The sequence below is a fragment of the Barnesiella propionica genome (assembly GCF_025567045.1).
GTDB lineage: Bacteria > Bacteroidota > Bacteroidia > Bacteroidales > Barnesiellaceae > Barnesiella_B > Barnesiella_B propionica.
Map to the genome: position 1 here is coordinate 16,800 of NZ_JAOQJK010000005.1, position 21,506 is coordinate 38,305.

A 21,506-nucleotide genomic window follows, 5' to 3' on the forward strand; every position below is an offset into this window, starting at 1 on the left:
ATAGGAATGCAGTTTATATGATAAACAAATTTGACGGAGTTTTTCATCAGCTCAAAGATTACAGTGTAATTACTTTCGGACTTATTTTATATAGTATCGGTTGGACAGGTTTCTTGTTGCCTTATCATGTAACTACAGGAGGGGTCACCGGTATTTCGGCTATTATATTTTATAGTACGGGTATTCCTATAAGTATTCCTTATGTGATTATAAACGTTATTTTATTGATAATAGCCATTAAAGTTTTGGGTTGGCAGTATTGTATAAGAAGTGTTTTTGCGGTTATAACTACGGCGGTATTACTTTCTTTATTTCAGTATTTCATAAAAGACGCCATACTGGAAAATGAACTTTTATTATCCTGTCTTATTGGAGGTATGTTATGTGGTACAGGTATAGGGCTGGCTTTTATATCTAATGGTAGTACAGGAGGAACAGATATAATAGCTGCTATCATAAATAAATACAAGGATATATCCATAGGCCGCATGATGCTTTATTGCGATGTGCTTATTATTTCTTCTTCTTACTGTGTGGTACCGGATGCCACATTAAGAACTGTGGTATATGGATTGGTAGTCATGTTTGTGATGACATATGTATGCGATATTGTTATTAATGGTATAAGACAATCGGTACAGTTATTGATTTTTTCTGAAAAGTACGATGAAATAGCTTCTCATATCAATACCGATATTCATCGGGGAGTAACGGTTTTGGACGGGATGGGATGGTATTCCAAACAACCTAAGAAAGTGCTGGTCGTCCTTGCCAAGAAAAATGAGTCAATAAGTATAATGAGACTGGTAAAATCTATCGATTCTAATGCATTTATATCGCAAAGTAATGTAGTAGGTGTTTACGGACAGGGTTTTGATAAAATAAAAGGTTGATTTTATTATATTTAAAATCACAATAATAACTGTATAATCGTCGTTTCTATAATAGAAAAGTAAATCTGAGAATGGAAAAAATTGTTTTTGCAACCAATAATCTGCATAAATTGGAAGAGGTAAGGAATATAGTAGGAGAGAGAATGCAAATTTTGAGTTTGTCGGATATCGGTTGCACAGATGATATTCCGGAGACAGCTGATACTATTGAAGGGAATGCCTTGATAAAAGCCCGTTACATAAAAAATAAATATGGATACGATTGTTTTTCCGATGATACGGGACTTGAGATAAAAGCATTGAATAATGAGCCGGGGGTTTATTCCGCTCGCTATGCCGGAGAAAATGGAAACGCTTCTAAGAATATAGAAAAGGTCTTATCTAAATTGAAAGGAATTAAGAACCGAAAAGCCCATTTCAGAACTTGTATTGCATTGATTACCGGCAAAGAAGTCCATCTTTTCGAGGGAAAAATAGAAGGAGAAATTATGGAGGAGAGAAAAGGTTTTTCAGGCTTTGGTTATGATTCTATTTTTAAACCTGTTGGCAGTGATTTATCTTTCGCAGAGATGGGTGAGGAAGAGAAGAATAAGATAAGTCATAGAGCTATAGCGGTTCAAAAACTTGCTATTCATCTTATGAATATTTAAATTTATTATTATGCTCAGGAGAATAATTTTGTTTCTTATTTTAAGTGTGTCGTTGTTAGCTGCTGCGCAGATTCCGGTGGGAGGATGGAAAATTTTCCCTTATATAAGTAACTCATATAAACTTGTCGATACATCGCATAAAGTTTATATTTTTTCAGGAAAAAGTCTTTTTTCTTATGATAAGGATACGCAGGAAATAGAAGAATACAGCAAACAAAATTGTTTGTCCGATACTGAAATAAGAAATGTTTGGTATAATTACGATAAATCTTATTTATTAATAGTTTATGAAAATTCCAATATAGATTTATTATATGATAATGGTACGGTATTTAACATAGCAGATTTAAAAAATAAGATATTAAACGGTACGAAATATATTAATGGGTCTACTTTTAATGGAAATAAAATATATTTGGCTACCGATTTTGGAGTACTTATTTTAAATGATGAACGAAAAGAAGTTTTCGATACGTATAATTTGGGTAAAAAGATTTTTAATATAGGTGTTGTAGGTAATTATATTTTTATAGATGATAGTTATTCTATATTCGAAACGAAAGTGGAGGATGATAATTATAATATGAATAACTGGCAGTATTACGGAGAGGGAAATATTTCCTATATGGTTTCATTAGTAGACTATATTTATATGGTAAAAAACGATGGAGCTGTTTTAACTATTGATAAAGATAAAAAAGGAGATCATTTGGTTATTCCTGGAAATAAGCCTATAAAAAGAATTGTACGCACTAAAGACGGTCTTTTAGTTATAAATCAGGAATTTGTAGGAGTTTATAATTCTAAGAATGAATTGACCGAAAAATTTTCTTATAATGCTACTGACGATTTAATAGATTATACCAATCTTTCGTCATATAATCCAAGTAAAGAATTCTGGACTGTTTATGAAAACGGCATCACTGGTTTTTCATATAAAAATGATGAAATTGTTTATAATAATCAACCTTTTGAGTTGAATTGTGCAAAAGTTCCGGAACCTTATCCTTTATGTCTGAATTCAAATAAATTATATGTAGGTACGCCTGGGCCAAACGATGTAGTCAGGTATGCAGACAGAAAAGCTTATATAGATATTTATCAATTGGATAGTGATACCTGGTCCCATCTGGATTTGGATCAGGTACCATTGGTTAATATTGCGTCTTATGAAAGTGAAAAAGATAAAGGAATGCTATTGACATACGATATGATTATTGATCCGGATGATCCTTCCGTTATGTATTTAGGTTCTTTTTTTGAAGGTTTATTGCGTTTTAAGGATAATAAATTCGATAAGGCTTATAATAATTTGACTTCGTTATATCCGGGTTCAAAATATTTTTTGTTCGATAAATTAGAGAATTATTGTTGTAAAGTAAGTAATTTTATATTTGATGATAACAGAAATTTATGGATGACTCATTATTCGGATGTAACGCCTACTTCAGTGGGATTATATGTACTTCAAAGGAATCCAAAAGTAGTCGGAGGAAAAGAAACGGAGAATTGGTCAAAATTAAATTATGAGGAATTAAAAAATAGAAATTCTCTTTCTAGCTTTCTTATACCAAAACAATCAAAATATAAGTGGATGGTATATCGTAAAATAGATCATGGTTTTGTTTTTGTTTTTGATGATAAGGGGACTTTAAACGATAGATTGGATTCAGACGGAAATATAATATGGAATAATACTGCCGATGATGAAACACATATGTTCCTTTCTTTTACCGATCAGGATAATAAAATATTTAAGCCAAAGTTATTTAATTGTATTGTAGAAGATAAAAAGGGGCAATTATGGTTAGGGACGTCTTCGGGACCTATGATTCTTACTAATCCTAATAATGCATTTCAGGATAGTTTTAAATGTACCCGTATTAAAATTGCCCGTAATGACGGAACAGACTTTGCTGATTATCTAATGGCTGAGGATAACGTAGTAACTATAGCCGTAGACGGTGCTAATCGTAAATGGTTGGGTACTGAGAATAATGGTTTGTTTTTAGTGAGCGAAGACGGACAGGAAACCATATATCATTTTACTACCGAGAATAGTTTTTTACCCTCTAACAAAATTAATGAAGTAAAAATAAATGATAAAACGGGAGAGATTTATATAGCAACTTCCGGAGGTCTTGCATTTTTTCGTTCCGATGCTACGGAAGGAACAGAAGATTACAGTGATATATATGCCTTTCCCAATCCGGTAAGGCCCGGTTATGAAGGATGGATTACAGTTACCGGATTAATGGAAAATTCGCTTGTGAAAATTACAGATGCATCCGGAAATCTTTTCTTTGAAAAAAAATCTACAGGAGGACAAATTTCCTGGGATGGACGAGGACGGGACGGAAAACGTGTTAAAACAGGAGTTTATTTAGTTTTTGTTTCCTCTTCGGATGGAAAATCGGGAGTAGTTACAAAAATAATGGTAGTTAATTAATATTTTATCATGTCCCATCCCCTGCATCTTTTTACATATTGTCCCCGGTGCGGTTCATCACATTTTGTAGAGAATAACGCTTCTTCCAAACGTTGCGAAACATGTGGTTTTATTTATTATTCCAATCCGAAAACGGCTACGGTAGGATTGATATTTAACAGTCGGGGGGAGTTATTGGTGTGTAAAAGATCTCATAATCCTTGTTCCGGTATGCTGGATTTGCCGGGAGGGTTTACCGAATGCGGTGAAACAGCAGAAGAGGCGATCAAAAGAGAAGTTCTCGAAGAGACAGGTCTTGTTATATCAAAATTGAAATATCTTTTTTCTCGGCCTAATATTTATCCTTATTCAGGTTTGGCAATACATACCATGGATCTTTTTTTTCTATGTGAGGTAGAAAATGATTCTGTGGTTATTCCGCAGGATGATGTTTCGGCTTGTTACTGGGCGAATATGAATGAACTTGATCTTAATGATTTTGCATTTGAATCTATTCGTAGTGGAATTAAGTATCTGACGGATTACAAAGAAAGGGACGGGAACCATTGAGTTAAGTATTTTATGCCTATAACGACCATATAATAGCGCAAAAATTTCCCGATGAACATAGACACCAGAACACCCCATTGATTCGCTCTCATGAGCCCTAATGCAACGACAAACACATCTCCTATACCGGGAACAAATGAGAAAAAACCCAATAAGGCTCCTTTGCCTTCCAGAAAATGTTGTGTTTTTATTATTTTATCTTCTTTGATGCGTAAATATTTATTAATCCATTCTGTTTTTCCCAGCCGCCCTATATAATAGCAACTGGCTCCTCCCAGCCAGTTCCCCAATGATGCAGCCCATACGCATCCCCACGGGTCATATTTGGCTAACAATAATACGCCCAGAACAATTTCGGAACTAAACGGCAATATGCTCCCGGCCAGGAATGAAGCGATAAAAAGTCCTATATATCCCCATTCGCTTAGTTGCGAAATAAATTCCATAGATAAGGTAATAAGTAACATGTCAGAATAATATAGAAAATTATGGAGGCTTGTTTGTTTCGTATATTGGTGAAAGCGTGGGAGGCCTGCAGAGATACGCAGGCGGCTAATATAGGCCAGTAGTCACCATAATGTTGATAATCTATCAAGAGAAATAATGAAGTGAATACAGAGATGATATTGATAAAACCGTTGTAAGCACGGGTCTGTATTTTATCGTTGTATATATGATATAGATTGGATATTCCGGAGAAAAGCCCTAAGAGGACAGTTAATATTATAATTGAACTTTCAAGTATATTGTGATGTATGTCCGGCAAACTGAAAGAAAAAGAGAATGCTTTCATCAGATGCATTTCGGAATAAACTGCTATTCCGCTGCCCAGTATTATCCAGAAAGGAGTGAATATGCCTAAAATAAAAGCGATGACCGTTCGTAAGGAAAGAGCTCTCATCTGGTAAAACCCTAATAAAAACAAAGGAATATAAAGTGATATACTGCTGCAAAACAATGAGCATGAAGTTAATAGGAATAAGATAGAGAATGCGGCTTTAGGGGCATCGGAAGTCTGATACGATACATATAATAAAAACAGACAAGCGATAAAAAGCAGGGCTAGGACGATACCATTTCCAAAATGTAGATTCTGAGGTACGTTAGAAACAGAAAAAAGTAAAAAGAAAAATAGAGGTAAAGAAGTATGCTGCCTGATTAATGAGAAAGTTTTATCAAGATAGAGTAATAATAATCCGCATCCGATTGTGCAAAGTACATTGATTATAAAAGATAAGGGAATGTTTTTCTCCAAAAAAACTCCAAAAGAAGAAAAAAGAATCCCGCTCCTTTCTCCTGTCTCTGGTGAAAAACTTAATTTATAAGAAAGGAAAGAAAGTATCAATGAAACGGAAATATATGCCGGTATGGCATATTTTCCGTTTATTATAATATTTAAGCTCCTGCTGTTCAATCTTTTTATAAATCAGCGCCAATATCCGAACGATAATATTTACCTTCAAAATCTATTTGCTCGGCAGTATCGTATGAATTTTCCAAAGCTTCCTGTTTAGTACATCCGTATGAACTTACAGCCAATACACGGCCACCGGATGTTACAACCTTATTTTCACTGTTGGTAGTCGTCCCGGCATGAAAAACGATACTGTTTTCTATATCTTCCAGACCCGTTATGACTTTACCCTTTTTATAATTTCCCGGATAACCTCCCGAAACTAACATTACCGTTACGGCAAAACGGTCGTCTGTTTCCAGTTCTTTTTTATGTAATTCCCGTTTGGCGACACCGTCGAGTAAATCTACCAGATCGGACTTAATACGTAACATGACAACCTCGGTTTCCGGATCGCCCATACGCACATTATATTCTATCACCATAGGTTCTCCATCGACGTTTATGAGTCCGAGAAATATAAATCCTTTATAATCTATATCTTCCTCTTTTAAACCTTCTATCGTAGGTTTTACAATACGTTCTTCCACTTTTTCCATAAAAGAAGCGTCGGCAAAAGAAACAGGCGATACGGCTCCCATACCCCCGGTATTGGGACCGGTGTCTCCTGATCCTATTCGTTTGTAATCTTTTGCCACCGGTAATATTTTGTAGGAAATTCCGTCAGTAAGAACAAATACGGAACATTCTATACCCGAAAGAAATTCCTCTATGACTACCGTATTGCTGGCTTGTCCGAACATTCCCTCGAACATTTGCTCCAATTCTTTTTTAGCCTCTTCCAGATTGTCCAGAATTAAAACGCCTTTGCCGGCAGCCAGTCCGTCCGCTTTGAGAACATAAGGAGCTTCCAGGCTTTCTAAAAAACTAAAAGCGTCTTTTATCGTTTCTTTGGTAAAGCTGTTATAACGGGCGGTAGGAATATTATGGCGTTTCATGAAGGCTTTAGCAAATTTCTTGCTTCCTTCGAGTCTTGCGCCTTCTTTAGAAGGCCCGATAACAGGTACATTCCGCAATGACATATCTTGTTCGAAGTAATTGTATATACCTTTCACCAAAGGATCTTCCGGTCCTACGATGACCATATCCACACCTTGATTGAGTATGAATTCTCGCAAAGCAGGAAAATCGGATACTTCTATATTTATATTCTCTCCGTAAGAGGCAGTACCGGCATTTCCTGGAGCGATGTATAATTTATCAACTTTAGAACTTTGTTTTATTTTCCAGGCGATGGCGCTTTCACGTCCTCCTGAACCTAACAATAAGATATTCATAACTATAAATTTTATGAGGATAGTCAATCTTCGTTTTCCTTTTTCCTTTTAATTTCTTTTTTATCGGTCAATGTCTTATCATGTAATTTTTTCCATCCGGGACGTTTGCCGTTTGTAGTATCCACCCCTATAGAAGGTTGTTTGAAACGGACAAATTTTTTAATAGCTTCATCACCGTGCAATATTTCAGGTTTGGATTTCTCTTCGGTTCTTTTACGTACTTCAGGTTTTCTGTCATCTTTTTGCCGGAAGTTATTATTTTTGAATGTGTATTCCCTCCGTTTTGAGAATTGTATATTCTCTTTTGCTTTCTTTTCTTTGCCGGAAGCATTTGGTTTGAAAGAACCGGATAATTTTGAATATTTTTCTTTTTTCTCTTTAAATCCCCCGGTTTCACGTTTGAATTCTTTGTATTTGCCGTCAAATATTTCATATTTACGGAATTCGCAATCTAACGCACCGTTCATCAAAGCGATCTTTGCTGCCGGTTTAAGTCCTATTTTATCAAAACATTCGTCATGGTAACTGATTATCCAGGCATCATATCCTTTAAAGACATGTTTAAGGCGTTCTCCTATAGAAGTGTACAGGCCCATTAAGTCGGATGTGGATATTCTCTCTCCATAAGGGGGATTCGTTACCATGATGCCGTTTTCCGGAATATCTTCGTATTGCTGAAAAGGTTTTACTTTTAAATCGATATAACGTCCCATTCCTGAACTTTTAATGTTCTTTTGCGCTATATCTATAGCTCTGGGAGATATATCGGATCCGTAAATTTTGTAGTGGAATTCTTTCTCATTACTATCGTCGTTATACAGCCTGTCAAATAGTTCTTCGTCGTAATCTTTCCATTTTTCAAAAGCGAAGTTTTTACGGAATATTCCCGGATTCGTATTCGTGGCGATCAATGCAGCTTCTATCAATATGGTGCCGGAGCCACACATGGGATCTATAAAATTTTTTTCTCCATGCCAGCCTGTCTTTAATATCATACCGGCTGCCAGCACTTCGTTGATGGGGGCTTCTGTCTGTTCTACGCGGTATCCGCGTTTATGGAGAGATTCTCCCGAACTGTCCAATGAAAGTGTACAGCTCAGATGAGAGATATGTAAATTTAATACAATATCAGCATTGTTCACGCGTACCGAAGGGCGTTTGCGGCCCTTGTCTGTAAAATAATCGGCGATGGCATCTTTTACACGGTATGTAACGAATTTAGAATGACGGAATTCATCAGAAAATACGATCGAATCGATCGAAAAGGTTTCCTCCGGAGTTATATATTCATCCCAGTTGATAGATTTAATTTTTTCGTATACTTCATCAGTATTGGAGGCGGTAAACTTATATATAGGCTTTAGTATGCGTAGTGCCGTGTGACAGCATAGATTTGCTTTATAAAGTAACTCCATGTCTCCTGTAAAGGAAACCATACGTCGTCCTTGCTCTACGTTTTCACCTCCTAATTTGATAATTTCTTCTGCCAGAACGTCTTCCAATCCCTGGAACGTTTTAGCGATTATTTCAAATTTTTCTGTTCTCACTTGTCTGTTTATTTCGTTATTGCGCTTTGAATTGAACTATTTTTGCCCCTTTTTCCACATTGTCCGTAATCCAGATATTTCCTCCTATGGTAGCTCCTTCCCCTATGGTAATCCTTCCTAAGATTGTAGCATTGGAATAGATGATGACGTTGTCTTCTATGATCGGATGACGGGGTATACCTTTTATTGGGTTGTTTTTTTCGTCCAGAGGGAAACTTTTGGCTCCTAATGTTACCCCTTGGTATATTTTTACATGGTTTCCTATAATGGCTGTGGCCCCTATTACGACTCCGGTACCGTGGTCTATAGTAAAATATTCACCTATGGTAGCTCCCGGATGTATGTCTATGCCTGTTTCGGAATGAGCCATTTCTCCTATAATCCGGGGGATAAGGGGGACTCCCAATTCCAATAGTTTATGAGCTATACGGTAATTGCTGATGGCACGTATAGCCGGATAACAAAGAATCACTTCTTCATAACTTTCTGCAGCCGGATCTCCGTTGTAGGCTGCTTTTACATCAGTTGAAAGTATTCTGCGAAGTTCGGGCAAAGAGGCTACAAATTCAGCAGTTATTTCTTCGGCCTTTTCTTTCTTTTTATTTAAGGAAAAATCTTTACCCGGTTTACAGCAGCCGTAACACAGGCCGGCCATAACTTGCAGGGAAAGTAGTTCGAAAAGCCGTTCGGTATTTACTCCGATGTAATATTTTATATTTCCTTGATTAATATTGGAATATCCAAAAAATCCGGGAAAAATAATAGACCTGTAAAGCCGTATGATTTCATGCAGCATTTCTTCCGAAGGTAACGGTTCTCCGCTATACCGTTGATGGCACATGCTGGTGAGAGAGATGGGTTCGGACAGTTTTGTAACCGATGTTTGTATTATATCGGCATATTTGTAACTACTCATACTCGTAAAGTTTCGGTCATCGCAGTTTATTCCACAACTGCAAAGATAGGAATATTACCTGATATTGAGGATTATTTATTATAAAAACAAGAAAATATCCGGATTCGTACCGACGTAAAGTTTAGAATAGTTTAAGTCAATCGTGTAAAATGAGTACGGATTCGGGTCCCATATTAAATAAAAGATCCAGGATACTCAGGTCGGGAATGAAGCCGTAACGGCTTTCGAATACCTGATAATATGGTTTGGGTTCGAATATGTAATCGCAAAAAGGAAACATTTTTTTTGGATGGATAGTATCTCTCATATCTGTTTCCTTTTCGGTTTTATCAATATAATGGGACGTATATTCTATGTTAGGATTTATATCCAGTAAGCTGCATATAGTTTCTCTGATTATTTCATTAAAGTCGAAAAGAAATTCGTATTTTTTTTCAAAAAACGGTTGCAGTTCGTCCCGGTAATATTCGAAAAACGGAGTAGATCCATAAGCCGATACGATGGCATTCCAGTGCAGATGCCTCCAGTTTCCGTGGTCCGATATACGGATGTCTTTTGTATGACATTTGAGGCTTTCCGGTTTTACGATAGGAACGGATAGAGGAAGTACACCGTTTGCCCCGGCTATATTACACCGGTTTCTGTAAGTCTGTTTGATATAGTTGCAGCAAGTTTCGATTTTTATGTGGTCGAATTTGCATAATTGTACATAATAGGATACCGGTGCAAAATATGCTGTTGAAAGTAGAACTGTTTTCATAATCCGTTTTTTTGAAAAAAGCGTTCGTTTCGCCATGATTTCCAGAATGTTTTTTCATCATCCAGAGAATATCCGATAGCGATGCCTTTACCAATGAGATGAGAATGGGGGAGCACTCCGAATGTTCGTGAATCGGCCTGACTTGTTCTGTTGTCCGATAAGACCCAGTAATAAGGTTGGGTGAAAATATAAGATTGTAATTCCTTGTTTCCGCGATAAAGCCGGTTATTTCGGACGGTAACCTGTATATTTTCATACCGGTTTAATATTTCACCTAAAAAATGTATGTTTTCTTGAGTTATAAATGTTTCTTCTCCGGGCACAGGAAGTATAACGGAATAATTGTCTTTTTTCAGGGTTACCGGTTTTACTAAGGTATCGGTATGCAGATATTCTGTTAGTTTGTTGAGTTCGTAGCGGGTTAGTAAACGTAAATAGTCTGTTTTTATTTTTTCGTATTTTTCCGAAATAGCGTTTGCTTTTAATGCCGGCAATAGTGTTGTTTCATTACTGTCTGATGACAGAATGGGAATGAGTGATAAAGGGGGAGGTGTAAGGATTTTTCCGTTTATATAGAGAGTTTTTTCTATACTGGTTATCGTATCTCCTGGTAAACCGATGCACCTGGCTACCGCTATTTTTTTCCGCTCTATCGGAATGAGGTCGTTACCGGATGAAGGATAGTTAAATACTAAGATATCATTTCTTTCGGGGTATGATAAATTTAAACGAGCATAAGGTAATTTTATCCAGGATATCCAGGATGGAATATGTGTGCCAGGTATGGTATCATGGCAAAAAGGGATAGATACGGGTGTTTGCGGAAGTCTTAATCCGTAGCTCCATTTATTTACCAGTAGTCTGTCGCCCGGCAGGAGTGTTTTTTCCATTTGTCCGGGTGCGATTTGATATAAATCGAAACCGAAATTCTTAAAGAGGCACACGAATAGTATAATGGCTATAACAGCCAGGCCTACTATGCCAGCTTTACGAATTCCGGTTTTCATAAAGAATTATTTATTCTTCAGATACATTTTTTAAAAAACGGCTGGTTCGGAAACGACCGTCGAAAAGTCCTCGATCATTGTCCAGTGACATCCAAACGAAAAGTGGTTTTCCTACGATATGGTCTTCCGGAACAAATCCCCAGTAACGGGAGTCTGCCGAGTTATCGCGGTTATCTCCCAGCATCATATAATAATCCATTTTAAAGGTATAGCTGGGACTTTCTTTTCCGTTGATAAAAATTTTACTGTCTTTTACTTCCAGTATGTTTTTTTCGTAATTACGGATAATACGCTCGTATACAGGTAGATTTTCTAAAGTCAGTTGAATGGTTTCTCCCTTGCGGGGAATCCATACGGGACCGTAATCGGAACGAGTCCAGTTGTTGCTGCTTACGAGCGGATAAGTGTCTCCTCCGAAATATCCGGGCTCAGGGATTACTTTTGTGACAAAGCTGTAATTTTTGATTTTTTTCAGTGCTTTCTCGGTTAATGGTAAACGATATACAGGGTTGAATTCACCGTTTGTTTCAGGCTCTATGCCGAGTAATGCCATGATTTGAGAATAACCATTTTCGTTATTCAATAACGTACGGTCGGCTACGCTAATGTCCATATCCCTGAATTGTTGTTCATTTATGCGAACGCCATTGGTGGCTACATAATAATTTAACTGCATATTCTTGGGTCTTTGTTGTTTTATCCCATCGATGTATATGTCGTTATTTATAATATGGAAAGTATCGCCGGGAAGGCCTACACAACGTTTTACATAATTTTCACGGCGGTCTACCGGCCGGTAGATAATATCTCCGTAAAGATCTTTGTTACGATGTATGGCATCACGACCATAGTAATGTACCAATGTGTAATAATCGGGGTTTTGCATTTTGAGAGCGACCGTGTCTCCTGCCGGAAAATTAAAGACCACAATGTCGTTTCTTTTCACATTGCCTAATCCTTTCAAACGATGATAATCCCATTGAGGCCAGTCGATATACGATTTAGTCCCGATAACGGGCATTGTATGCTGTGCCAAAGGGAAGAAAAACGGAGTGTTGGGTACACGGGGACCATAACTCAATTTGCTTACGAACAGATAATCACCTACTAATAAGGTTTTCTCCAGTGAAGATGAAGGAATCTGGAAATTCTGGAACAAAAAGGTAAATATAAAATATACTAGAACCAGGGCATATACTATGGCGTCTACCCATTCCATAACTTTTCGTAGAGCTTTATTCTTGGATTTTTTCCACCAACCCCAGGGTATATATTGTGTAAGATATAAATCTATTAACAGGAGTAGTCCGAATAATACCCAATAATTATTTAACCAGATGGTCCATCCAATATACAATATAGCAACAATAGTAAAACGTATCCAACGGGATTTTTTTACCTGCTTAAGTCTGTACGATAGATTGTAACGGTTCTCCGTTTGCATGTTTTTTTCCATGTTATCTCTTTTTTATTTTAAGAACGGGAGCATATCCTGCATGGTAAGAAATCCTTTTTTACCATAAGTGAATTCTGCGGCGATAACAGCTCCCAGTGCAAATCCCTTGCGGTTTTTTGCATCGTGGGTAATGGTAATGCTGTCTACTTCCGATTCGTAAGAAACAGAGTGTATGCCAGGGACTTCATCCTTCCGTATAGCATTTATTTCTATTTGTTTATCCGAATCTCTTTTACCTTCAATCCATGAATCTTTCCGGTTTATTTCTTTAAGGATGTCGTTGACCAGAGTGAGAGCTGTCCCGCTGGGGTGGTCCAGTTTATGAATATGATGGACTTCTTCCATGTGGATATCATAAGCGGGAAACTGATCCATTATTTTGGCTAGGTAACGGTTTAAAGCGAAAAATATATTTACCCCCAGACTAAAGTTCGAAGCATAGAAAAATGTATGGCCGTTTTTACAAGCGTCTTTGATTTCCGGTAAGTGTTTTAGCCATCCCGTTGTACCTGATACTACGGGTACGTCTGCGGCAAATGAACGGCGATAATTTTGAATAGCTACTGTCGGAGTGGTAAATTCAATAGCCACATCGGCATTACGGAACGCTTCCGATTCAAAATCTTTTTGATTATCCTTGTCTATTTTGCATACGATATGGTGTCCGCGGCTAAGGGCTATTTCCTCTATCGCGTGTCCCATTTTACCATAACCGATAAGTGCTATCTTCATATGAATCTGTTTAAAAACATTTTGAATCATGCGGAAAATCCGTGTATCTTGCTTTAATTTGCAAATATAACGAAAAACCAATGAATCTACTTAATCGAATCTTTTTTTATGGAAAAACTGATGCAATACATCTGGAATCACCGGCTTTTTGATATGTCTGGACTCAAGACCACGGATGGGAGACGGATACAAATCATTGATACCGGGCGTTGGAATTGTGATTCCGGTCCTGATTTTTTCAATGCAAAAATACGGGTGGATGGTTGTATTTGGGCCGGAAATGTGGAAATTCACCGTCGTGCTTCCGATTGGAAAAGACATAATCACCATCTGGACAAAAGTTATGATTCGGTCATTTTACATGTTGTTGAATTTGACGATATGCAGATTGTCCGTAGTGACGGAGAGGTCATTCCACAATTGATATTGCGTTGTTCCCCCGATTTCAGGAAAGATTATGAATATTTGGTGAATCATGCCGGAGCTCTTCCATGCGGGGAACGTCTTTATACGCTTGACAAGCTGTTTATTACGGACTGGATGAATGCTTTGGCCATGGAGCGGTTACAGGATAAAGCAGAGAGAATCTTTACTTGGCTGGATCAATATAAAGGAAATTGGGAAGAAGTTTGCTATGTTACATTATCGCGTAATATGGGTTTTGGCATCAATAGCGATACGTTTGAACGGTTAAGCAGAAGTCTGCCTCTTATTTTTTTGTTGAAGCACGCCGATTCTCTTTTACAGATAGAGGCATTTTTGTTCGGACAGGCTGGATTACTTGTTCCAGGCCAATATCCCGATGATACTTATTATAATGTTCTTTTGAATGAATATGTTTTTTTGAAAAATAAATTCGGGTTGATTTCCATCAATGCCGATAGCTGGAAATTTTTTCGTTTAAGACCTGCAAATTTTCCGCATCGGAGGATAGCCATGCTGGCACAAATGATATATGACGGATTTTCTTTGTTTGCGAAATTGTGTGAAGCAAAAAGCGAGGAAGAGTTACGTTCTTTGTTTTCGGTTCGGCTTACCGGGTATTGGTGTGACCATTATACTTTTGGAAAATCTTCTCCCGAAGGAAGTATGGCATTAGGAAGTTCGGCTATCGATATTGTTCTCATCAATACGGTTGCTCCGTTATTATACGCTTATGGGATAAAAACGGGAAATGATGAATATCTGGAACGAAGTATGTCTATTCTGGAATCGATAAAGAGTGAACAGAATAATATTGTCCGGAAATTTGCCGGAGCAGGAATTTCATTATGTACGGCATTGGATAGCCAGGCTGTTATTCAATTGAACAATGTATATTGTTTGCAAAAAAAATGTCTCTATTGCCGGATTGGTCATAAATTACTGGCAAAGGTAGCGGTTAGAAATGAAGAAGAGTAAAATGAAAGGCATCCAAAATGGACGCCTTTCATTCTTAATAATTGTCTCGTTTGGGTTCGAAATATGCTCTGGGATGTAAACAGGCAGGACACTTAGCCGGAGCTTCCTTGCCTTCATAAATATATCCGCAGTTGCGGCATTGCCAGCGTATAGGTTGTTCACGCGAAAAAGTAGTACCGTCTTCCAGACGTTCCAGAAGCTTTCTGTACCTCCATTCATGAAAGGCTTCTACTTCTGCTATTCTTTTAAATGCGCGTGCGGCATCTTTGAAACCTTCTTCTTCGGCAACACTTTCAAAGTTGTTGTAAAGAGCAGACCATTCCATTTTTTCACCTTCGGCAGCTTCCAGTAAGTTTTCGGATGTGGAACCTACTCGTCCTGCCGGATATTCGGCTGTGATGGTGACCAATCCTCCTTCGAGGATATTAAAAAAACGGGTGGCATGAGCCAATTCCTGTTCGGCAGTTTCCAGAAATATACCTCCGATTTGTTCATAACCTTCTTTTTTGGCAACATCGGCAAAGAGACTGTAACGGTTACGTGCCTGTGATTCTCCGGCAAAAGCTTTCAGCAGATTCTGCTCGGTTTGACTTCCTTTAATATTTTTCATGTAAATATGTTTTTAAACAATTCTTAAACAATTAAATATCATTAAAGGTTCGGTTCCGAGAAAAATTAAGGGTATAAAAACGGGCGACATTTTTTTGCCGCCCGTTTGAAAAAATGGTGATAACCGGGTTAATTTTTTTTATGAGGATAATCGATAGTATAATGTAATCCACGGCTTTCTTTTCTTTCCATGGCTTGTCTCATAATGAGATAACCGGTATTGATCATATTTCTTAATTCACATATTTCTTTGGATGCTTTACTACGCTTGAATAAACTTTCGGTTTCTTCGTATAAGATATCCAGCCGGTCCCATGCCCGTTTTAATCTTAAGTCGGAACGAACTATACCTACATAGGTACTCATGATTTGTCCTACTTCTTTTATACTTTGAGTAATAAGTACCATTTCTTCCGGAGATTGTGTTCCTTCATCATTCCATTCAGGAATGTCTTCCCGGAAATGATATTGTTCTATCGTTTCAAGGGAATGGCTGGCTGCTGCATCGGCATAGACTACAGCTTCAATGAGAGAATTGGATGCAAGGCGATTTCCGCCGTGAAGTCCTGTACAGGAGCATTCTCCTACCGCATACAGTCGTTCGATGGAGGAACGTGCATTAAGGTCTACTTTTATTCCACCACATAAATAGTGGGCAGCAGGTGCTACAGGGATATAATCTTTGGTAATGTCGATTCCCAGGCTCATACATTTTTCGTAGATATTCGGAAAGTGTTTCTTTGTTTCTTCGGCATTTTTATGCGTAACATCCAGATAGACATGGTCGTCCCCTCGGTTTTTCATTTCGTTGTCGATAGCTCTGGCTACAATATCACGTGGAGCTAAAGAAAGACGTTCATCATATTTTTGCATGAATTCTTTTCCATCTATCGTACGGAGTACAGCTCCGTATCCTCGCATAGCTTCGGTGATAAGGAAAGAGGGCCGGTCTCCCGGGTGATACAATGCGGTGGGATGAAATTGTATGAATTCCATATCTTTTACAGTTCCTTTGGCTCTGTAAACCATTGCGATACCGTCTCCGGTAGCGACCAGCGGATTTGTAGTTGTTTGATATACAGCCCCGACACCCCCGGTTGCCATCAAGGTTATTTTTGAAAGGAACGTATCTACCTTGCCAGTTTTAAGATCCAGCACATACGCTCCGAAACATTCGATGTCGGGCGTTTGTCTTGTTACAGTTACTCCTAAATGGTGCTGGGTAAGGATCTCGATGGCAAAGTGGTTTTCGAAAATTGTGATATTAGGATGTTGTTTTACGGCTTGTATCAGGCTGTCTTGTATTTCTGCTCCCGTATTGTCTTTATGATGAAGAATTCGGAACTCTGAATGTCCGCCTTCACGGTGGAGATCGAAATCACCTTTTTCATTTTTATCGAAATCGACACCCCAGTTTATAAGTTCTCTGATTTGTCCCGGAGCTTCTCTGACTACTTTTTCTACAGCGGCCCTGTCGCTTATCCAGTCGCCTGCAATCATTGTGTCTTCGATATGTTTCTCGAAGTTGTCTACCAGAGTATTGGTAACCGATGCCACACCTCCTTGAGCAAAGAATGTATTGGTTTCTTCCAGTTCGGTTTTGCAAATAAGAGCGACTTTTCCTTTATGGGCGACTTTCAAAGCAAAACTCATACCGGCGATACCGGAACCGATAACCAGAAAATCAAATTTATATACCATTACCGTTTGTTTTTATCTATTGGCAAGCAAATATAACAAAGTTATATCGCTTTTTTTCTGGCAAAGTTAAAAATAAATACAGCAATGTGTACCTTTGCAATAAAATAGATTTTATGCAGAGAACCTTTAAGGCAACGGCAGACGGTTTTTATATTACGCTGACGATAATATTACTTCTCGTGATGATGTTTTTTTTCTGGTTTCATTATATTGTTCTTGCAACGATATTTTTAATCGCAAGTGTAATGATTACACAGAAAATGTTGCGGACGAACTATGTTTTTTCCGATGATATTGGCTTGAATATACAGAGTGGACTTTTCCCTCCGGTATATATCGCATTACAAGATGTATCAATGATCGAGATAGGACGTTCCTTGAATATGAAATATGCCGTAAGCGTGAATGGAGTGTGGATATCTTTGATTTCGGGAAAGCGGTATTTTGTTTCTCCTGAAGATGTAGGCGGTTTTATTTCTTGCTATAAAAAACGGATAAAATAGGAGTGATATGTTAAAAGAATTTTTTTTAGTTTTTTGAGTAAGGTTATGCAGCATTATGCATGAAATATGCATCTTTAATCATAGAACCATTTTTTCCCGGATATGAGTAAAAAGAGATTGGGAACAAAAAGGGCAAACTCGAGAAGGATGATTATAGGACTTGACGCAAAAAGAGCAAATGCAAATTTTACCGGTTTAGGTAATTATAGCCGCTATATTGTAGATACATTGGCTACCTATCAAGGTGAGCATCGTTATCGTATGTATATTCCTAAGAAGAAGACAAATGCTTCTTATGATAAGTTATTAGTACATAATAATGTAAGTTCCATACTTCCTTCGTCTTCGTTTATGAAACGTTGTAGTGCTCTATGGCGCTCGTTTTATATAAAACGGGGGCTGATAGCTGATGGTGTGCAGTTGTATCACGGTTTAAGTAACGAATTACCTATAGGGATACATAAAACAGGTATTCGTAGTGTTGTTACCATACATGACCTGATATTTTTGCGTTATCCGGAATTTTATGCACCTATTGACCGTAAAATCTATAATTTTAAATTTCGCTATGCCTGTAAAGTGGCCGATCGTGTAATTGCTGTAAGTGAATGTACGAAACGTGATATAATGAAATACTATCATATTCCGGCAGAAAAGATCGATGTGGTATATCAGGGATGTGACGAAAGATTTTCTGTTCAGGTAAACATGGAGGAGAAAGAAGAAATTCGGATCCGTTATAATTTACCGGAAAAATATATTTTGAATGTAGGTAGTATTGAATCCCGTAAAAATCTATTGCTTGCAGTTAAAGCACTTCGGAATGTATCTGAAGACGTGCATTTGGTCGCAGTGGGCAAATATACCGAATATGCTTCACAGATTGAAGATTATGTACGGCAGAATGGACTTGAAAATCGCGTTCATTTGCTTTACGGTGTCGTTTTTGAAGACTTGCCTGCTATATATCAGTTAGCCTCTCTTTTTGTTTATCCGTCACGTTTCGAAGGTTTCGGAATACCTGTTATTGAAGCGATGAGTTCGCGTATTCCTGTAATAGCTGCAACGGGTTCTTGTCTGGAAGAAGCGGGAGGTCCTCATTCTCTTTATGTCGACCCGGATGATGTACAAGGCATGTCCGATGCAATGAACAAGGTTCTGGATGATGAATCTTTGAGAAGAAAAATGATAGAAGAGGGGTGTTCATATATAGAACGTTTTCAGAAGGATATACTCGCCGAACATTTGAACCGGGTGTATCTGAAATGTTTCGACAAAAAAGTTGAAAAAGCTCCTGTGGTACAAACTTCTTCCAACGTATTTACGAAACTTACCCAATATATACCTTTCCTGTAATAAAAAATCTTTATCTTTATCCGTAAAGATTGTCTTGTTTATATGGAAAAAAGAAAAGATATATTTGTTGCTTTTGATTGTGATAAAATGAAGCATCCTAATACCGGATTATACTCATTTTGTCATCAATTGGCTTTGGCTCTGAACCAGGAGGCATTGAATCGCGGAGCGGCTTTTATGGTGGGCCTTCCTTCTCGTATATCGGGTATATTTGAAGATAAAATTCCGGAGCACTCTTATCGTTTGACAGATAAAATAAAGTTTCATTGTCCTTCAAAAATCAATATATGGCATGCTCCTTTCCAGTTGGGAAAATATTTTCCTAAAGATAAAAAGACTGTGCTTACTATACATGATCTGAATTTTTTATATGAAAAGGATGGAAAAAGAAGAGAGTCTGGCCTGAGAAAGCTTCAAAAGAATATTAATCGTTCGGATTATCTTGTCGCTATTTCGGAATTTACAAAAAAGGATATATTGAAATATCTGGATATACAGGGGAAACCTTTAGATGTTATTTATAACGGTTGTTCGGTTTATACCGGTGAAATACGGACGCCTGCAAAGAAACCTGTCCGGCCGTTCCTTTTTAATCTGGGTACGGTATTACCTAAAAAAAATATGCATGTATTGCCTTACTTACTGGCCGGTAATGACTATGAGCTATATATAGCCGGTAACCGTTCCCCTTATGAAAATGAAATTATGGCTGTGGCAGTGGAGATGTGCGTAGCAGATCGTGTGCATATACTAGGACCCGTGAAAGAAGAGGAGAAACATTGGTATCTTAAACATTGCGAGGCATTTGTTTTTCCTTCTATAGCAGAAGGTTTCGGTTTGCCGGTTATTGAGGCTATGTATTACGGGAAACCGGTTTTTTTGTCCCGGCATACTTGTCTTCCGGAGATAGGGCAAGATAAGGCTTATTATTTTAATTATGAATTTGATCCTGAGCTGATGCGTAAAGAATTTCAGGAGGGTATGGAACATTTTTCCAGTTCTGGAGATCCATCGGCTTTGAAACAGCATGCATTAAGCTTTTCCTGGGAAAATGCAGCTAAAGCATACTGGGATATTTATGAAAGTTTATTCTGATTTTGTTGGATTTCCCGCTATTGAATCGAATAATTCTTCCCATTTCTTTCCAATCGTTTCAAGCATATAATTTCTGCTTTTTTCGATGACGGCTTGTTGTATTTCTTCTCTCTGAAGATCGTTTTCGATAAGTTTTCTGAGCTGTGAAGAAAATTCTTTCATATTGTATGGTTCTACAACTATACCGTATTTTCCAGAAGGTGACAGTACGGATCTGACGCCGGCAGAACATCCGAAAGCTATAGGGGCTACTCCGTTGGCTTGAGCTTGAGTAAGCGTAAGTCCCCATGCTTCGGAGGTCGATGTCAGGCATAATATAGCAGCATCTTTATAATAGGGGGTTACGTCCGATTGATATCCTTTGAAGGTTATCCGGGCGTTAGGGTAGGAGGATGATTGTTCCCGGAGCTTTTCCATTTCTGGTCCGTCTCCCACTATAATGGCTTCCCAGTCGGGATATTCGGAGGATATTTTACCCCATATATCTATAAGGCGGTCTACGCGTTTGTCGGCATAGCTGAGACGGCCTACATAAAGGATTTGTTTTTTCTTTTTTGTTATGACCTTATCCGGTGCTTGTACGGGATTGGGGATAACGGTAATTTGGGGAGAAGATTCGGTTAAGGACAACTTTTTACGGATGCTTTCACCATATTCCTGACATAGTACTACATAAGCGTCGCATATCGACAGAGTTTCTTTATATTTCCTGATTACGTCTTTTTCAATAGAGTGTCCCCATACTATTTTGGGATACCGCAGAAATATCCATTCGAGCCATAATCCCAATGAGCGTTTTTTGCGCTCTCTGGCAACTATGAGCCTGTTCTCTATTTCCCAAAACGGTGTGACATGCAGAGCGAATATTATTTTGCAGGAAGTATGTTCTTTTATGTAATGAAGACGTTTTAAATACAGGCTGGGTAGAATGAAAAAACCGATTTTTCTTTTTTGTATTTCTTGTGCAATAAATTGCGCATTTTTTTCCGATTGTATGGAACGCTTGTCGGGAAGTACGATAAAATGAAGATAATGTTTTAGTTCTTCAGTCAATTGTTCGTTGTGCAACAACCGTGTAAATACCCATATCTGGTCGTTTTGAAGGGCCATATAGCGCCCTATTTCGGCAGTGATGGTCTCTGCTCCGCCCATGGGGAAATCTTCGTGAATAAAAGCTATATTACGATTCAT

Annotated in this window: 20 protein-coding genes; 8 read left to right on the forward strand and 12 right to left on the reverse strand. The window is 37.9% G+C overall.

The annotated features are described in order from the left end of the window. Positions 1-17: 17 nt before the first annotated feature. The 4 genes from OCV73_RS07980 (at position 18) to OCV73_RS07995 (ending at position 4,541) form a co-directional block, all read left to right on the forward strand. Complete coding sequence (locus OCV73_RS07980; RefSeq protein WP_147551115.1) at positions 18-893, forward strand: YitT family protein; 876 nt, start codon at positions 18-20, stop codon at positions 891-893. 71 nt (positions 894-964) lie between these two features. Continuing rightward, on the forward strand, positions 965-1,543 hold the full coding sequence (locus OCV73_RS07985; protein WP_147551117.1) for a non-canonical purine NTP diphosphatase: 579 nt from the start codon (positions 965-967) through the stop codon (positions 1,541-1,543). Positions 1,544-1,553: 10 nt separating this feature from the next. After that, positions 1,554-3,992, forward strand: a complete 2,439-nt coding sequence (gene porZ, locus OCV73_RS07990) for a type IX secretion system anionic LPS delivery protein PorZ (RefSeq protein WP_147551119.1) — start codon at positions 1,554-1,556, stop codon at positions 3,990-3,992. A 9-nt stretch (positions 3,993-4,001) separates the two neighbouring features. Beyond that, a complete protein-coding gene (locus tag OCV73_RS07995) occupies positions 4,002-4,541 on the forward strand; it encodes an NUDIX hydrolase (protein WP_147551121.1) in 540 nt (179 codons plus the stop codon). Here OCV73_RS07995 and OCV73_RS08000 read toward each other — a convergent pair. The 9 genes from OCV73_RS08000 to dapB all read right to left on the reverse strand — a co-directional run bounded on the left by OCV73_RS08000 (position 4,514) and on the right by dapB (position 13,650). Next, positions 4,514-4,987: a YqaA family protein gene (locus OCV73_RS08000; protein ID WP_147551123.1), complete on the reverse strand. Its 474-nt coding sequence runs from the start codon at positions 4,985-4,987 to the stop codon at positions 4,514-4,516. The two genes, OCV73_RS07995 and OCV73_RS08000, sit on opposite strands and share 28 nt — an antisense overlap. After that, positions 4,966-5,955, reverse strand: a complete 990-nt coding sequence (locus OCV73_RS08005) for a DUF6427 family protein (protein ID WP_147551126.1) — start codon at positions 5,953-5,955, stop codon at positions 4,966-4,968. The genes OCV73_RS08000 and OCV73_RS08005 overlap by 22 nt, the downstream gene beginning before the upstream one ends. Before the next feature lie 5 nt (positions 5,956-5,960). Further along, complete coding sequence (gene purD / locus OCV73_RS08010; RefSeq protein WP_147551128.1) at positions 5,961-7,232, reverse strand: phosphoribosylamine--glycine ligase; 1,272 nt, start codon at positions 7,230-7,232, stop codon at positions 5,961-5,963. Positions 7,233-7,255: 23 nt separating this feature from the next. Then, positions 7,256-8,779, reverse strand: coding sequence for a THUMP domain-containing class I SAM-dependent RNA methyltransferase (locus tag OCV73_RS08015; RefSeq protein ID WP_147551130.1), 1,524 nt, complete (start codon positions 8,777-8,779; stop codon positions 7,256-7,258). A 16-nt stretch (positions 8,780-8,795) separates the two neighbouring features. After that, positions 8,796-9,695, reverse strand: coding sequence for a serine O-acetyltransferase (locus tag OCV73_RS08020; protein WP_147551132.1), 900 nt, complete (start codon positions 9,693-9,695; stop codon positions 8,796-8,798). A 136-nt stretch (positions 9,696-9,831) separates the two neighbouring features. After that, positions 9,832-10,455, reverse strand: a complete 624-nt coding sequence (locus tag OCV73_RS08025; RefSeq protein WP_147551133.1) for a WbqC family protein — start codon at positions 10,453-10,455, stop codon at positions 9,832-9,834. Further along, the gene (gene lepB, locus OCV73_RS08030) at positions 10,452-11,462 is read right to left on the reverse strand and encodes a signal peptidase I (RefSeq protein ID WP_147551135.1); all 1,011 of its coding nucleotides are present in this window, start codon (positions 11,460-11,462) and stop codon (positions 10,452-10,454) included. Before lepB (OCV73_RS08030) ends, OCV73_RS08025 begins: the two co-directional genes overlap by 4 nt. Positions 11,463-11,472: 10 nt before the next feature. Continuing rightward, positions 11,473-12,918, reverse strand: coding sequence for a signal peptidase I (gene lepB / locus OCV73_RS08035; RefSeq protein WP_243764657.1), 1,446 nt, complete (start codon positions 12,916-12,918; stop codon positions 11,473-11,475). A gap of 12 nt (positions 12,919-12,930) precedes the next feature. Then, entirely contained in the window at positions 12,931-13,650 is a 720-nt protein-coding gene (gene dapB / locus OCV73_RS08040) for a 4-hydroxy-tetrahydrodipicolinate reductase (RefSeq protein ID WP_147551138.1), read from the reverse strand. A 108-nt stretch (positions 13,651-13,758) separates the two neighbouring features. Between dapB and OCV73_RS08045 the strand changes: the two genes are divergently transcribed. Then, the gene (locus OCV73_RS08045) at positions 13,759-15,051 is read left to right on the forward strand and encodes a DUF2851 family protein (protein ID WP_147551140.1); all 1,293 of its coding nucleotides are present in this window, start codon (positions 13,759-13,761) and stop codon (positions 15,049-15,051) included. Between the two features lie 34 nt (positions 15,052-15,085). Here the strand turns inward: OCV73_RS08045 and rbr are convergent, their stop codons facing one another. Together rbr and nadB are read right to left on the reverse strand one after the other, a co-directional pair. Then, entirely contained in the window at positions 15,086-15,661 is a 576-nt protein-coding gene (gene rbr, locus OCV73_RS08050; RefSeq protein ID WP_147551142.1) for a rubrerythrin, read from the reverse strand. A 128-nt stretch (positions 15,662-15,789) separates the two neighbouring features. Then, positions 15,790-17,361 carry an L-aspartate oxidase gene (nadB, locus tag OCV73_RS08055; RefSeq protein WP_147551144.1) on the reverse strand — a complete coding sequence of 524 codons (1,572 nt, stop codon included), beginning with the start codon at positions 17,359-17,361 and terminating at the stop codon, positions 15,790-15,792. A gap of 113 nt (positions 17,362-17,474) precedes the next feature. On the opposite strand from nadB, the gene OCV73_RS08060 reads away from it, so the two are divergent. The 3 genes from OCV73_RS08060 (at position 17,475) to OCV73_RS08070 (ending at position 20,315) form a co-directional block, all read left to right on the forward strand. Further along, positions 17,475-17,864, forward strand: a complete 390-nt coding sequence (locus tag OCV73_RS08060; protein ID WP_147551146.1) for a PH domain-containing protein — start codon at positions 17,475-17,477, stop codon at positions 17,862-17,864. 147 nt (positions 17,865-18,011) lie between these two features. Beyond that, complete coding sequence (locus tag OCV73_RS08065; RefSeq protein WP_147551488.1) at positions 18,012-19,220, forward strand: glycosyltransferase family 4 protein; 1,209 nt, start codon at positions 18,012-18,014, stop codon at positions 19,218-19,220. Between the two features lie 42 nt (positions 19,221-19,262). Beyond that, a complete protein-coding gene (locus tag OCV73_RS08070; protein WP_147551148.1) occupies positions 19,263-20,315 on the forward strand; it encodes a glycosyltransferase family 4 protein in 1,053 nt (350 codons plus the stop codon). On the opposite strand, the gene OCV73_RS08075 is transcribed toward OCV73_RS08070, so the two are convergent. After that, on the reverse strand, positions 20,307-21,506 hold the full coding sequence (locus tag OCV73_RS08075; RefSeq protein ID WP_147551150.1) for a glycosyltransferase: 1,200 nt from the start codon (positions 21,504-21,506) through the stop codon (positions 20,307-20,309). The two genes, OCV73_RS08070 and OCV73_RS08075, sit on opposite strands and share 9 nt — an antisense overlap.